The following is a 14,569-nucleotide window of genomic DNA, read 5'->3' on the forward strand; positions in this document are numbered from 1 at the left end:
TCTCTCGAGAGTTTCTATGTTTTAAACTTTCACGGAAATAGATAATTGAGATTATGAGTCTTTCAGTATCGCTTATAATACCCGCCAGGAATGAGGCTAGATCTATAGAGAGAGTTCTTAAGATATCTAGAAAGCTGAGAGAGGTCAGAGAGATCATAGTAGTTGATGGAGGTAGCAGTGATAGAACGCCTCAGATAGCTGAGAAGCTCGGTGCCAGAGTTATATTTCAAAGTCTTTACAGGTATCCTGGCAAGGGTATTGCGATGAGAGATGGTTTCTATTATTCGACGGGGGAGATTGTAGTATATGTTGATGCCGATATAAGGAATATATCTGAAGATTTTATAAAAAGCTTGTACCAGCCTATACTAGATGCAGAAGCAGACTTTGTTAAAGGATCTTTCACTAGGAAATCTGATAGAATCACAGAACTCGTTGCAAAACCTCTTCTGAGAATACTCTATCCAGAGCTCATCAGATTCACCCACCCTCTAAGTGGAGAGATTGCAGGACTTAGAAAATCTTTTGAAGTAGTCGAATGGGATCCTGGATGGGGTGTTGATATAGGGATACTTATAGACGTGTATAAAGCTGGTTTAAAGATACTCGAGAAAAACCTAGGATTCAAAGATCATAAGATAAAAACTCCTGAAATGCTTACTGAGATGGCTTACGAAGTTGCAGAAGCTATCATAAGAAGAGCTGTTAGAGATGGGAAGCTCACAGCTGTAGAAGCTGAGAAACTTCTGGAGAAATATCAGAATATAGATCTAGGTGGTGTGGATTGAGATATGTAGTGGTAGGATCCTCTCATAATACCTTTTTCATTTTGAAAGCTCTGAGAGAAGTAGATCCTGTGGGTGTAATATATGTTGTTGAAAGATCTCAGGAAGTCTCCAGAGTTCTAGCATCTCAATTCAATCTAGTGCCACACTCTGGAAATCTCCTAGATCCATCTACATATGAGAAGATAGATGCTGGCAAAGCAGATGTTTTTATAGCTGCAACAGATTCTGATGCTCTGAATATTAGACTTATAGAGCTTATGAAGAGATCCTTTGGTATTCCAAAGGTTATAGGTGTTGTGAACAATCCAGCTAACATAGATAAGTATAGAGAATCTGGAGCAGATCACATTATAAATCCTCTCGCAGGATTAGAAACAATGATCAAGGCATCTATAAGTAGCGATAAGTGGATTAAGTCTCAGACTTCAGAATTCTTCGGAATAGATCTATATATAAATAGATTTGTTAAAAACACAGTATACGGGATCTCGATCTCAGTATTAAGAGATGCTGTTAGAAGATTAAATGATGTGCTTGTAGTGGTTATGAGCAGAGATGGAGAGATCATAAGAGATTCATCTTATGAGCTTTCAGAAGGCGACATAGTATTAGTAGTAGCTCCAATGGGATTAGGTGAGGAGGCTGTGAGAAGTATTGAAAGAACTATAGATCGTCTGAAGATCCTTAGAACAGGTGTTGAGAGTGGAGGTACGAAGCTCTAGTACTCATGCTAAAACTCTCTTCATAGATCTAGATCTCACGATCACGCGAGAGAGAGCTATAGATATTATAGCTAGAGAACTTGGCATAGAAGACATCGTTACACTCATACTGGATTCAAATGCTCCAGAATATGCTAAATCTAGTAAGATAGCTATGATGCTTAGAGGATATGACATAGACTATCTAAAAGACATAGTTTTTAGAAAAACTGAAATCAGAGATGGTGTGGAGAGACTTCTTAAAATAGCTCTAGATAAGGGTTATGAGGTTCATGTGATCTCTTTAACATACACACAATTCACTGAGGCTGTGATGAGAAAGATAGAAATTCTATATAAGATAGATTCTTCAATGATAAGGATTCACGGTCCTAAGCTAGAAGTTGGTCCAGATAATAGAGTGACGGGAAGAATTATAGTAGACCCTACTCAGAGGATTAAAACTAGTTTCTGCATCGAATGCACTGTGTGTAAGAGATTTCTAGTAAGAGTTTATGGTAATGGAAGGATTATATCGATCGGTGATGCAAGACCGGATGCATGCATGTTTCTAGAATCTCACTACTCAATAGGCGTTAGATCCAGATCTACAAGAACCATAGTTAGAGTAAACGCAGATCTATTCATAGAAGATTTTAACAAGCATCTAGATAAGATATCTGAGGTTTTATAGGATGCAAGAGCTTTCATACCTAGCAGTTCTTCATATACTCATAAGAGCTTTACTCGCCGTACAAGGTATCTCTCTAATACTTCCAAGCGATGTAATCCTAGGATATCTCTACAGAGTTATAGGTGCTTCAGTAGTTCTACTATTCGCATTTCTAATAGGAAGATACCTGGGAGTTCTGTTAGAGAGATTTCTAGTGAGAGTTGAAGAGGATATTAGGAGAAGAATAATCGATATAGGAAGGTTCTTAATATACTCGATAGGTATTCTCATAGCCATAGCAATACTCTCTCCAGAACCTTTCACATTCTCAGCACTTCTAATACTAGTAGGCTTAGGAGTAGTTATAGCTCTAAGCGATATACTGAGGAACTGGGGCTCTGAATTCTATATTAGAGTAACAAAACCATTCAAAGTAGGAGACTGGATAGAGATAGGAGGACGTGAAGGAAGAGTGCTTAAGATAGACTCTCTAGGAGTAGTTATTGAGAGTATTAGCAGAGAGAGGATCCACATACCTAATACTGTTATAGCTCGAGAGATCGTTGTCAACAGAACAACACCTTATGGAACAATATTTAACTTATACATAGAAGTTCCTTCAGATGTTGATGAAGTATCAGCTCTGCAGTATCTAACCGATATAATGAATCGCGTGAGACCTGAGCTTGCTGACGAGCCTAGGATAAGTTATAAGGGTGTTCATGATGATAAATCAGTCTTCGAGATCTCTATAGTGCTGCTTAATGTGAGAAAGATAGGCGATATATATGCTCGTATAGCTAGAGATGTTGAGGAGAGATGGCCTAGAGCTAGGGTGAGGATGTAATCAGTTCTCCGGATGATCTATAGATGCGTTTCGCGGTAGTTAGAGGGAGTACTTCTCTTAGAAGTATTTTAAAAGACCTCGAAGAATGGGACTTACTAATACTCCTAGGACCTCTATCGAGAACACTATTGTTAGAGCAGAATCTTATATCGAGAATCTTTGATATATATAAAGATAGAGTTATTATAATTCCTTCATCATATGACGATCCTTCTGTGTATAGAATTATTGTAAAAGCATATAATGGAATAATATGCAGAAGAGAACTTAAGAGCAGTAGAATGATCATAAGATGCACAAGCTCTCTAAGTGATTTAGAGAGAATAATTAGAGATTCATGTCGGGAAGTGAGAGAGCTGGTGTTTATAGAGAGGTCTCTCAGAATAGATGATAACCTAGGCGCAAGCTCCTGTGAAGATATTATGAAGAGAATCTTGATATATCATGGAACTTCTGGGAGTCCTGGAATAGTGGTTGATAGATTTCTAAAGATATGGATTTCACATGGTGAAAGCGTGAGAATCCTAATAGATTATGATAGAAGATCTCTTAGGATAGAATTTCTTGAAAGAGAAGATTCTCATAGTAGAAGTATGAGACTTATAGCTCAAGTTCCTTCTATCTTAAAAGATTAAGCTATGAAAATCTCAGATACGATCATTTTGATCTGTTGTTTTAAAATAATTGTATTAAGCTAAAAAATCAATGAACTTTGAACAATAGATCTACTTCTTCTGATGAATATCCTTTTAATATGGATCCTTTCAATCTACTCTGGTATTTTGGTATGATCCATAGAATCATTAGAGGAGTGTATAGGATTCCTGATGCTATGAACGAGAAGATCCATGAGTTGTTGAATAAGATCTCATGCCAAGGATTCCAGGGTTCTGGTAAGTATATCAATAGTGATATCACTATAAATGTTATTACCGCCGCAGGGTTAACACCCTTCCAGTATCTGTAAATTCCATTACTCATGTATATATCAGGCAGATCTAGCTTGAATCTTCTTATCACGACATAGTCGAATATTATGATACCTTCAACACTCCCCAGAAGACCTCCATAAGTTAGAAGCCAGTTAGTCAGATAACTGTATGCATTTCCATAATATGTCCAAGCTCCTAGAAGTATTGAGATCATCACTACTATAAGAGATCCTTTGAACCAGCTTATCTTTCCAGGGTATATATTGGCAATATCATATGCCGGTCCTACAGCATTTGCAAATACATTAACTAGGAATGTTGCTAGAGCGAATATAGCTAGAATTATAATGCTCTGAGGCTGCTGCATGTATAGTGATACGAGTATTATGGGATCCCATATAGGCTCTCCATATAATGTGAGAGAAGCAGAAGTAGTTAGAACAGACATGAATGCTACTCCAGCCATCATCAGAGGCATGGGCATTTGACCTATAGCCTGAGCCCACTGGCTTTTAGCAAATCTAGTGTAGTCAGGCATTGTTATAGCCATTGTAGCCCAGAAAGCTATGTTGCCATTCAGAAAAGCTGCTATAGCAAGCCAGTCTCTACCACCTGTTCCGATATCTAGAATTCTAATACTCCAACCAGTCTCAGATAGGAAGTATAATGTAGTGTATATGAAGCCCGCCATGACAATAGGTCCGCCGATTCTTGCAAGCCATTTTAGTAGAGGCTGAGCCTTTATAATTGGTGAGAGGTAGAATACTAGGATCTGAATAGTTATCACGAAAGCAAACGTACCCCAGAATATTTCTGGGAAGAACTTGCTAAACATAAAAGGATACTCGCTCGGGTACTTGGATACTAATTCTCTCAAAGCATTTATATTCCCAGAGTATATAGCATAGATCCCTACAGCAGCTTCTGTTATTATATAGGTCTCAATACCCCACCAGCCGGCTCCAATAATCGCTCTCAAGATCGAAGGAAAGTTAGCTCCATACACACCCCATCTAGTTCTAGTAAGCTGAGGTTCTGCAATTCCATATCTAGCTCCTCCATGAGATTGTATGAGCATTGGCACTAGAACTATAAGATTTCCTAGGAATACTATTATGACTGATTCAATAGGGTTCAGACCATACATGATACCGATACTCGCTAAAGTCCAGCTGGGTATTATAAACACCATTGAAACCCATATCCAGAAATATGTCAGGGCTCCCCAGCTTCTCTTCTCAATAGGTGTAGGATGTATGTCTTTATTCCAAAGAAGTTTCTCGTCTTCGAAGTTCTTTAGAAGTTCCACCTGACCTCTTTCAGGATCTAGTCGTACGAACCCGTTCTCTCTATACCTTTTCACAAAGCCTCTCAAAACTATTCTACGAAGCTTATAAATCTCAAGCTCTTTTTATACAGGTTCTTACCGATGAAGATTGTACTACCATCTTGCAAGAGGTTTAAAGAAGCAAGAGAAGCAAGTGGTTTCAGACATTCTATGTATCCTACATTATCAGAGACAAAAGCCGGCAGCATTTTTAGGAGTTATGTTCTTAAGTGGAAGAGTGCTGGCAAACAAAGCAGATATTAGATGAAAGAGATGGAAAACGGCTTTTCTTAGGATTTGCTTCTTATCTAGCTCTCCTCTATTTCTGTTACTTGGTAGAATGATGGAAGTGGTTTAGATTGAAGATCGAGGAAGTGATCTATGAGAAGGGTTATGCAAGAGTTGTAATAGAATCTGAGGATGATCTATGGGTTTTAAGCATGCTTATAGAAGAAGGTGATCTAGTTGGCATGAGAACTACTAGAGATGTGAGTATTGATGGATCTAGTAAAAGAAGGATTCCGATGAACCTTGTTATCAGAGTTAAAGGTTTAGAGTTTCAGCCTTTCAGCGGTAGACTTAGAATCAGAGGAGTTATAGAGGAAGGTCCTGAGGAATATGGTTTGAAAGGATCTCATCATACATTCTCGGTGGATATAGGATCCAGAGTTGAATTTATGAAGAAAGATGGGTATATAGATAGAAGTTTCTTCGATAAGCTCATAGAATCTATAAGTAGAGGAAGAAGAGCTTTACTTCTAGCAATAGATTACGATTCGTATTGCATAGCACTTCTCCAAGGTCAAGGTCTTAGAATCCTCGTAGAAGGAGTTCTTCCAAGTCCTAGTAAGAGATCTGAGAAAGGCTATGAAGATTTTGAGAATTCTCTCTTGAGAATAGCTGAAGAGGTTAGATCATATGTAGAATCTCAAGACCCTGTATCTATTGTAATAGGCTCTCCAGGAGATCTCGCTGAGAGATTAATCTCTATCCTAGGAAGATCTCTTAAACAAAGGATTTACAGAGATCATATTTCTATAGGAGGTTGTGAAGGAGTTGAAGAACTCATACGAAGAGGAGTTGCGCGAGATATATTAAGAGAATACTCGGAGGTTAGAGGAGAAGAGATCTTAGAAGAATATCTAGCTCTTCTAGCTAGAGAACCTGATAGAACCGTGAGCGGTCTTGAGAAAGTTCATAAAGCTTCCGAGCTAGGAGCTCTAGAGAAGATTGTTTTGATAGATCATCTTCTTAAATCTGATAACGAGACGAGGAGAATTATCTCTTCTATAATATCTAATACCTTCTCTAGAAGAGGAGAAATAGTTATCATACCAAGTGAAACCTCTCTAGGGAGTAAAATAAGATCTATAGGCGGTATCATTGGAATTCTTAGATTCCCTATTCACATATCTGAGGATCTAAACTCTTGAATAAGACTGTGCAGATGCTCTTCTAAGAATTATATATGCTAGCAGAAGAATCAGCATGAATAGCATGAGAGATATAAGTAGTATCTGAAGAGGATCTCCTCTTAGGATTATCGGTATAGGAAATATTATTATAAGTCCAAATCCCTCGACTCTAGCTCCTAGAAATATTAGAAGGCCTAAGATCAAGAGTATGAATCCTAAGAATAGTATTAGAATTGCCAGGAATTCTTTCACAAGATCACACCTCAGAAGGTTCTCTAATAACAGGATTTACTAGAAGACCTAAACCTTTGATCTCGGCTTCAACAAGATCTCCTTCTTTCAGATACACACGTCTCGCATGGCCTACTCCTGCTGGAGTTCCTGTAGCGATGAGATCTCCTGGGCTTAGTCTTATTCCTTGAGATATGTTTTCTATAATCTCCTCGATGGTGAAGATCATATCGGATGTATATCCTCTCTGTCTGATCTCTCCATTAACTCTTAGGATCAATTCGAGGGAGTAGGGGTTTTCAATTTCATCTCTCGTCACTAGATAGGGGCCTACTGGAGTTGATGAATCCATGTTCTTTCCATGAAGCCAGTCTACTCCTAGTCTTTGTTGGATTCTCATCTGCCAGTCTCTAAAACTCACGTCATTGAATATAGTATACCCTGCTACATACTCTAAAGCATTCTCCCTGCTGATATACTTACCTCTTCTACCAATCACAACTCCGAGTTCTATCTCGTGGTCAGGGGCTGTTGAGATTCTAGGTATAATTATAGGGCTTCTATGACCTATCAAAGCTGTTCTAGACTTCATAAATATATAAGGTCTCTCAGGAGGAGGTGTTCCAGTCTCTTCAGCATGAGATCTATAGTTTAAAGCAACACAAAAAACTCTCTGCTCTTTTGATGTTATTGGATGGTATACTATTTCCGTGGGATCATAAGCTATACCTTCATTCTTAAGAGCTGATGCTGAGTATGTCGAGATCATCTCCTCAACTATTCTGAAACCATACCTCTCGTTAGCTAGAAAATCTCCTATATCATAGAACCAGTTGGGTGGTTCTGCTCTATAGAGTTTTCTATAACTCTCTACAAGGTCTACTATTCTGCCCATGTAGTACAAGCCCAGCCTAGGATTTTCACGAGGTGTAGGCGAGAAGTATGCTATCTTCATACTTATACACCTTATTCAATCTCTCTTCTATTAATAACTCTCGCACGCTATTATATTATTTGGTGAAGGAGTTCCTGCGCAGAGGCTCTCCATATATTATGATCAGCGAGATCCACGAGCAGCCTGCGGTTGCTCATAGAGTGATATCTTCTGATGAGTGGATCTATAAGAGAGCGTCGGAGATGATCCTTGAAAGTGACAAGATTATTATAACAGGATCAGGTTCCTCATATCATGCAGGATTATTCCTTGACATGGCTCTCAAGAGAATTTCTCTGAACAGCTACCCGGTGGTTAGTAGCGAGCATGAGAGTATTATAGAGCATGTAGGAGAAGAGAGTGTGATAATAGCTATAAGTCAGAGTGGTTTCACCAAAGATACTCTTGAAGCTGTGAAGAAATTCAAAGAGAAAGGTGGTAGGATTATTGCTGTGACTAATGCTATTGAAAGCCCTCTATCCAAATCATCGGATCATGTGATATACGTTGAAGCGGGACGTGAGGAGGCTGTGACAGCTACTAAAAGCTTTACAGGTCAGGTGGTTTCTCTCATGAGAGTATATAGCATATTGCTACATCAGCTGGGCAGAGATGATGAAAGCTTCGATGAAGAGCTTCGAAAACTTCCATCACTTCTCAGAGAGCACATTAACAAAGCTGAGATTCAAGTGAGAGAGATAGTAGATCTGATCTATAGGAGAGAGAACGCGTATATACTTGGCAGAGGATTTAACTATGTTGCAGCATTAGAATCAGCTCTAAAGATCAAGGAAACATGTGGAGTACACGCGGAAGCGCTTCCTATGGCAGAGGTTAGGCATGGTCCTAAATCTGCTATTAACGAGAGCTATATAGTCAGCGCGATGATAGGGTTGAAAGATGATATAGAGATACTCGGAAGAATAATTGAAGAGATAAGAGACAGCGGCTCTCACGTAATAATTGTATCACCTGAGCGGTATCTAGATCTTCTGCCTAGAGACGGATGGATTTCTCATATAACTCGTGTAGATACAAATTCGGAGATCATAGGAGCTCTGATGAATATCGTGGTATTCCAGTTATTCTCATACTACATAGCCGTATCAAGACTTCTAGATCCCGACTACCCACGCAGACTTGGTAAGATTGTATTCTAGATCCTGGGAAAACCTTAATAAGGTAAAATATTTTCGAGGTCTCTACTGTTTTCTCATAGAATCCTTTAAGAGAAGTACCAGATCTACTACTTTGAGATCATATTCTTGAGATTCAGCTCTTAACATCATATTGCACATAGGGCATGCTGTCACAAGAACCTTAGCACCTGTCTTATGAGCTTCCTCAGCTCTTAATCTACTGATTCTAACACCTCTCTTAACTTCGAAGAATAAATGTCCTCCACCACCTCCACAGCAGAAGCTTCTCTCTCTGCTTCTAGGCATTTCAACAAGCTCCAGACCTCTAATACTCTTGATAACACTACGAGGCTGGTCGTAGACCTCATTCCATCTACCTAGATAACATGGATCGTGGTATGTCACTTTAACACCTTCAAGAGCTCCAGGTTTTATTACTTGTTTTTCTATGAGTTCCGCGAGAACCTGGCTGTGATGCACAACCTCCGCATTGATCTTGAATCCTATTGAAGGATAGTCTCTCTTAAATACTGTGAAGCCGTGCGGGCATGATAGAAGGAGCTTCTTAAATCTGTATCTAGATAGCTTCTCATAATTACTCTTGGCAATCTCTCTAAATGTAAGTTCATCTCCGATTCTTCTCACAGGCTCTCCACAACATATCTCATCCTTTAGAACACCTATCCTCAGTCCACTACTTCTGAGTATTTCTAGGAGGTTTTCTGCAACCATTCTAAGAGCCTGATCATAGCTTGTGTTACAACCTATCCAGTAGAGCATGTCATACTCAACTCCTTCTTCAGCGATCTCTACAAGCCCTTTAGAAGCTAACTGGCTTATCCACTCTTCTCTGTCCACAGGATTATATCCATATGGATTACCGCTTCTCATCACATTATATGAGACGCTCAGAAGCTCATTTGGAGTGTCCTGTCCTGTTGAGAACAATCCCCTCCTCACATCTGCTATGGTCTCAACCTGGTTTATGAGAACAGGGCATGATGTAATACAAGCACCACATGTCACACAAGACCATATAGCTTCGCTATCTATCATCATAGGCACCACCTCACTATCCCACTTACCCTCTTCCATACCCTTTCTCATGTTCATCATGATTCTCATAGGAGAGAGCACCTTACCACTCTCCGCAGCCGGGCATGAGTTATGACATCTAGCGCATTCTGTGCACGCCAGGTAGTTAAGTCTCTGAAGCCAGCTTGCTTCTTCTAGCTTCCTCATGCCTACATAGCCTTTCTCTTCTATGATCTTGTCGATATTCTCTACAGGTTTGAAGGTGGCTTCCGGAGCTGGCTTCTCTCTCGAATAGTATATGTTCAGTGCTGAAAACACTATGTGTGATAGTTTTGTAAAAGGTAGAATTGATATTGTTATTAGAGATATTGTGAGATGAAAGATCCAGACTCCCCTGTATATAAGTTCTACAGTCCAAGAGTCTAATCCGGAGAATATTAGAGAGAATACAAATCCCATGGGATTGAATACAGGAGATAGAGAAGATCTGCAGACTTTATATGCGATCCCATCTAGTATAAAGCCTGTGGTAAGTATCACGAGCAGTACTAGGAGTATGGCTATATCCTCAGACGTATTAGGAAGATTCCTTGTAATACCGGTAAAACGTCTATAGAGTGCTATAATTACTCCGGCAACAGCTATCAAACCTCCTAGATCAAATAAGAGCTTCCCCACATAGTATGGGTACCCGAATAGAATATGTTCTCCGACATACTCACTGTAGTAGAAATCTAGAGCTCTAACCAGGGTAGCTATGAAGAGTATTAGGAATCCATAGAATATCCCCCCATGCATGATCCCTGGAAGAGATTCTCTAAGTACTCTCCTCTGAAGAATAGCATACCTGAGAAATCTAGAAATGCTGCCAAGATCTATTTTGATAAAAGTCTTCAGAGGATAACCCTTGAAATAGCTATTGTATATATATAGAAATCCAGCTATGAGAATTACTAGAGATAGAAAGAGTTCTGTATATACTAAAGGCTTTAGATCTTCTGTGAATAAATAGTGTGGAAAAGTCTGAGAAGAGCAACTCACGAATACAACACCTACTATAACTTCTAATCAGAATATTTATAGATTCTATATCTCTTCTAGTAATAGCTTAAATCCTGCATCTTACTCTACTTCTAGGGATCAAAAAGATTTTAAATATTAGCGATCTCTCTAATCTTATATAATTTTATTCTCTCTGTTAACCCGCCAATGCAATAGGATCTCTCTCCTCCCCTCTTTAACATGCCCATGCTACAAAACCTTCTTAGAATACACTCGCTACATGTGGTTTTCAGATCTTGTTGTGAGATCTCTTCTATATAGCCTTTATCTATTAGAATAGATATAAGTATTCTAGTTCTAATAGGATCTCTTCCAGAGATCCTATAGATCTCATTAATGTTAAGAGTTCTATCTCCTCTCAGATTATCTCTGATCCTTCTAAGAAGCTCCAGAGCCTCCTGTAGAAGATAAGATTCCTCTCTCAAGCAGAGCTCACCAACTCTAGCAAGAGAAATACAGATAAGGATACAATGAAAGCTATTATCATCATATAAGCTATAGAGAATAAAGTCCATTTAATACTTCTAGTCTCTTGATATATCATTGATAGTGTAGCCATGCATGGTACATAGAGCATCATGAATACCAGCATAGAGATCATTTGTAGAGTTGTAAGACCTAGATGTGAAACAGCCTCCACAGGATCTTCATATCCCATGAGTATTGCTAGACTGCTTACAAGTCCTTCCTTAGCTACGAAACCTTGGATCAGTGTGAAACCTATTATAGGTCCTACACTAGAGTTAATACCGTAGATGCTTAGAAGAGGCTGTATAATAGATCCTATCGAGAAAGCATAGCTTTCAGAAAACTCGCTAGCAAGTCCTTGAGGTCCGAAACTGCTTAGAAACCATATGAATATGCTTAGTAGAAATATTATGAACCCTGCTTTAACAATAAACTCTCTAGTATAACTCCAGCTGATCCATCCTACAACTCTCAGATAAGGTCTGTGAAGTGGTGGTAGCTCTATAACTAGTTCGGGTGAATATGATTCTCTTACAATTGTTCTGCTCAGTATATATCCTGAGAGTAGTGTAAGCCCTACACCTATCACGTATAGTAGTAGGAGGAGTAGAGCCTGTTCAAATGGCTTTCCAGGAAATATAGCTTGAGAGAATATTATGGCTACTATAAGTCTGGCCTGGCATGGTATGAATGGTATTGAAAGTATTTGGACAATCCTCTCTCTAGAATCCATAGCAGTTCTAGAGAGCATGACACCAGGAACATTGCATCCGAGACTTACTATCAGAGGATACACAAATCTTCCTGAGAAGCCTAGTCTTGAAAACCCTCTATGAAGTCCTAGAGCTATTCTAGTCGCTACACCACTGTCCTCAAGCATTGCAAAGCCAATGCTAACTAGAAATATAACTGGTATAAAGCTTAGCACAGCACCGACGCCAGGTATCACACCATCTGCTAGTAGTGATACGAGAGGCTTGGGAAGGAATGCGAGGTTCTCTTTTATAGATTCTGATATCGAAGAGAATAGAAGAGACATTAAACCTGTTATACTATAGCTTTCTATTATCGACGCTACTTCTTCTAATCCCAATGCTGATAATATGATAGTGAGAGGGAATCCTGTGTTTATAGTGAATACTACTAGGAATAAGGTTAGCAGGAATCCTACTAGTAGGAGAAGACCTCCTCCAGGTTTTTCTATCATACGATCTATAAAGCTTCTTTTATAGATCTCTTGAGATATATATTCTTTCAGAGGAGAGTCTCTAACTATCCTCTCTATGAAGCTGTATCTAGAGTTTATAATCCTAAGATCTAGATCTTGATCTACCTCTCTTCTAGCTCTCTCTCTAATCTCTCTAATCTTCTTTAAAATCTCTTCTCCGAAGAATTCTCTAATATAATCTTCTACTTCCGGGTCTTCTGCGAGAAAACCTATGGCTAGACCTCTCAAATTAATTCTACAATCTCTCCTCTCTCTTGATTCCTTAGAATCCTCTAACACTCTCTCTATATCCTCTATATATCTGTTCAGCTCTCCATAATCTATGTAGAAAGATTTTGAATTCTCACATGAGATCTTACCCATCTCGCTAATCTCTTTGAGAAGTGTTTCTACTCCTATCTTCTTCAACGCTGATATACCTACTACAGGAACTCCTATCTTCTCTCTCAGGTATTCTACAAAACTTCTCGAAAGATCCTCCGGAAACAGATCTATCTTGTTAATAGCTATAATAGTTCTAGAAGTCATTTCAGCAATTACTATAGATACATATAGAGATCTTTCTAGAGAAGTAAGATCGCCTACCGAGATAATTACATTATATCCTCCTCTTAGAAGGTATCTTCTAGAGATCTTCTCCTCAATAGAGTAAGCCTTATACCCTGAGATACCCGGAAGATCCACAAATATATAATGAGCACCATCATAAGACACATCGCCACGCTTCATCTCGACAGTTGTACCAGGCCAGTTAGAAACCTTTGAAGAACCTCCCGTAAGTATGTTAAATAGTGTTGACTTCCCAACATTTGCAGATCCTACAACCCCCACCTCGATATAAGGCTCTGTAGAAGTGCTAGTGATGGTATTAGAAGCTTTATATCGATTCATATAGTCTCTGCCAATCAATAATATAAGGCTCTCCTGCTTATATGTTTTAGGAATGCCTAAAATACATTCTATTTAGCATATTATAGTGATATTATGTATCAAAAGAACTCTAGTTTTTTCTCATAGAGCATTCCACATATATCTTTCTTGCAATACCTCTACTCAGAGCTACCGTGACACCTCTTACAAGAACTATGACATGACCTCTAGAGCTTCTCAAAATCCTAACCTCTGTACCTGGTAGAAGACCTATCTCTAGTAATCTATCCCTAAGACCTCTACCCGCAATAATACTACGAATCCTACAAGTAACTCCAGATCCTATCTCATCTAGAGATAGTATTCTCTCATTCAATCTAATCCAATTGGATATTTTATGCTTTGAAATATAATAGGCTGTGGTGTCATCTATGAGAAGAGAGATTAAAAGTCTTAAAGCTCCAAAACCTGTAGGACCTTATTCACAGGCTATTGCCGCGGGCGGTTTTCTATTTATATCAGGTCAGATACCTCTAGATCCTGAAAGTGGAGAGATAATTCGAGAACCTTTCTCAAGAGCTGTAGAGATAGTGATGGTGAACATAGGCGAGATACTTAAAGCTGCCGGAGCTTCCTATGATAATATTGTGAGAGTAGTAGTCTATCTAAGAGATCTAAGTAAGTTTAACGAATTTAATGAGATCTATAAGAAGTTCTTCAGAGAGCCTTATCCCTCACGAACAGTAGTTGAGGTTAGAAATCTGCCGAGAGACTCTCCTATAGAGATTGAAGCTATAGCATTTCTAGGATAATGCTAGTCTAGATCTTCTCATAATTCTCTCTTTAAAATCTTCTAAACCTAGAGAGTTCCTAGCACAAGAGATTCTATTGTAAAGATCAGGATTAGCAGATAAGATGA

The 14,569-nt window shown here is 38.9% G+C and carries 16 protein-coding genes; 9 read left to right on the forward strand and 7 right to left on the reverse strand.

Annotated features, from left to right (window positions below; translation table 11 throughout):
* Positions 1-53 precede the first annotated feature (53 nt).
* From QXS89_03755 to QXS89_03775, 5 genes are read left to right on the forward strand one after another with little or no spacing between them, the layout of a single operon-like run.
* Positions 54-788, forward strand: coding sequence for a glycosyltransferase (locus QXS89_03755; protein MEM3831288.1), 735 nt, complete (start codon positions 54-56; stop codon positions 786-788).
* Positions 785-1,510, forward strand: coding sequence for an NAD-binding protein (locus QXS89_03760; protein ID MEM3831289.1), 726 nt, complete (start codon positions 785-787; stop codon positions 1,508-1,510). Before QXS89_03755 ends, QXS89_03760 begins: the two co-directional genes overlap by 4 nt.
* Positions 1,491-2,183: a hypothetical protein gene (locus QXS89_03765; protein ID MEM3831290.1), complete on the forward strand. Its 693-nt coding sequence runs from the start codon at positions 1,491-1,493 to the stop codon at positions 2,181-2,183. The genes QXS89_03760 and QXS89_03765 overlap by 20 nt, the downstream gene beginning before the upstream one ends.
* Position 2,184: 1 nt before the next feature.
* On the forward strand, positions 2,185-3,009 hold the full coding sequence (locus QXS89_03770) for a mechanosensitive ion channel family protein (protein MEM3831291.1): 825 nt from the start codon (positions 2,185-2,187) through the stop codon (positions 3,007-3,009).
* Positions 3,010-3,032: 23 nt separating this feature from the next.
* Positions 3,033-3,644, forward strand: coding sequence for a hypothetical protein (locus QXS89_03775; GenBank protein ID MEM3831292.1), 612 nt, complete (start codon positions 3,033-3,035; stop codon positions 3,642-3,644).
* Positions 3,645-3,711: 67 nt separating this feature from the next.
* Here the strand turns inward: QXS89_03775 and QXS89_03780 are convergent, their stop codons facing one another.
* Positions 3,712-5,304 carry a cytosine permease gene (locus tag QXS89_03780; protein MEM3831293.1) on the reverse strand — a complete coding sequence of 531 codons (1,593 nt, stop codon included), beginning with the start codon at positions 5,302-5,304 and terminating at the stop codon, positions 3,712-3,714.
* A 66-nt stretch (positions 5,305-5,370) separates the two neighbouring features.
* On the opposite strand from QXS89_03780, the gene QXS89_03785 reads away from it, so the two are divergent.
* Together QXS89_03785 and QXS89_03790 are read left to right on the forward strand one after the other, a co-directional pair.
* Positions 5,371-5,532 carry a hypothetical protein gene (locus tag QXS89_03785; GenBank protein ID MEM3831294.1) on the forward strand — a complete coding sequence of 54 codons (162 nt, stop codon included), beginning with the start codon at positions 5,371-5,373 and terminating at the stop codon, positions 5,530-5,532.
* A gap of 95 nt (positions 5,533-5,627) precedes the next feature.
* The gene (locus tag QXS89_03790) at positions 5,628-6,701 is read left to right on the forward strand and encodes a hypothetical protein (GenBank protein ID MEM3831295.1); all 1,074 of its coding nucleotides are present in this window, start codon (positions 5,628-5,630) and stop codon (positions 6,699-6,701) included.
* Here QXS89_03790 and QXS89_03795 read toward each other — a convergent pair.
* Entirely contained in the window at positions 6,690-6,935 is a 246-nt protein-coding gene (locus tag QXS89_03795) for a hypothetical protein (protein ID MEM3831296.1), read from the reverse strand. The two genes, QXS89_03790 and QXS89_03795, sit on opposite strands and share 12 nt — an antisense overlap.
* Positions 6,936-6,939: 4 nt before the next feature.
* Positions 6,940-7,869, reverse strand: coding sequence for a fumarylacetoacetate hydrolase family protein (locus QXS89_03800; GenBank protein MEM3831297.1), 930 nt, complete (start codon positions 7,867-7,869; stop codon positions 6,940-6,942).
* 98 nt (positions 7,870-7,967) lie between these two features.
* On the opposite strand from QXS89_03800, the gene QXS89_03805 reads away from it, so the two are divergent.
* On the forward strand, positions 7,968-9,008 hold the full coding sequence (locus QXS89_03805; protein MEM3831298.1) for an SIS domain-containing protein: 1,041 nt from the start codon (positions 7,968-7,970) through the stop codon (positions 9,006-9,008).
* A gap of 42 nt (positions 9,009-9,050) precedes the next feature.
* Here the strand turns inward: QXS89_03805 and QXS89_03810 are convergent, their stop codons facing one another.
* The 4 genes from QXS89_03810 to QXS89_03825 form a co-directional block, all read right to left on the reverse strand.
* Positions 9,051-11,063, reverse strand: coding sequence for a (Fe-S)-binding protein (locus QXS89_03810; GenBank protein MEM3831299.1), 2,013 nt, complete (start codon positions 11,061-11,063; stop codon positions 9,051-9,053).
* Between the two features lie 110 nt (positions 11,064-11,173).
* Complete coding sequence (locus QXS89_03815; GenBank protein MEM3831300.1) at positions 11,174-11,509, reverse strand: hypothetical protein; 336 nt, start codon at positions 11,507-11,509, stop codon at positions 11,174-11,176.
* Positions 11,506-13,671 carry a ferrous iron transport protein B gene (gene feoB / locus QXS89_03820; GenBank protein ID MEM3831301.1) on the reverse strand — a complete coding sequence of 722 codons (2,166 nt, stop codon included), beginning with the start codon at positions 13,669-13,671 and terminating at the stop codon, positions 11,506-11,508. Before feoB ends, QXS89_03815 begins: the two co-directional genes overlap by 4 nt.
* A 109-nt stretch (positions 13,672-13,780) precedes the next feature.
* On the reverse strand, positions 13,781-14,026 hold the full coding sequence (locus tag QXS89_03825) for a FeoA family protein (protein MEM3831302.1): 246 nt from the start codon (positions 14,024-14,026) through the stop codon (positions 13,781-13,783).
* Positions 14,027-14,081: 55 nt separating this feature from the next.
* On the opposite strand from QXS89_03825, the gene QXS89_03830 reads away from it, so the two are divergent.
* Positions 14,082-14,462 (forward strand): Rid family detoxifying hydrolase, encoded by a 381-nt coding sequence (locus tag QXS89_03830; GenBank protein ID MEM3831303.1) that lies wholly within the window; start codon positions 14,082-14,084, stop codon positions 14,460-14,462.
* Positions 14,463-14,569 lie beyond the last annotated feature (107 nt).

This window comes from Sulfolobales archaeon, from assembly GCA_038881635.1.
In the GTDB taxonomy this organism is placed as follows: Archaea; Thermoproteota; Thermoprotei_A; order Sulfolobales; family AG1; genus WYEN01.

Coding starts and splice junctions, on each gene's coding strand:
- QXS89_03755 (MEM3831288.1), top strand. CDS start 54: ATGAGTCTTTCAGTATCGCTTATAATACCCGCCAGGAATGAGGCTAGA.
- QXS89_03770 (MEM3831291.1), top strand. CDS start 2,185: ATGCAAGAGCTTTCATACCTAGCAGTTCTTCATATACTCATAAGAGCT.
- QXS89_03775 (MEM3831292.1), top strand. CDS start 3,033: ATGCGTTTCGCGGTAGTTAGAGGGAGTACTTCTCTTAGAAGTATTTTA.
- QXS89_03785 (MEM3831294.1), top strand. CDS start 5,371: ATGAAGATTGTACTACCATCTTGCAAGAGGTTTAAAGAAGCAAGAGAA.
- QXS89_03800 (MEM3831297.1), bottom strand. CDS start 7,869: ATGAAGATAGCATACTTCTCGCCTACACCTCGTGAAAATCCTAGGCTG.
- QXS89_03805 (MEM3831298.1), top strand. CDS start 7,968: ATGATCAGCGAGATCCACGAGCAGCCTGCGGTTGCTCATAGAGTGATA.
- feoB (MEM3831301.1), bottom strand. CDS start 13,671: ATGAATCGATATAAAGCTTCTAATACCATCACTAGCACTTCTACAGAG.
- QXS89_03830 (MEM3831303.1), top strand. CDS start 14,082: ATGAGAAGAGAGATTAAAAGTCTTAAAGCTCCAAAACCTGTAGGACCT.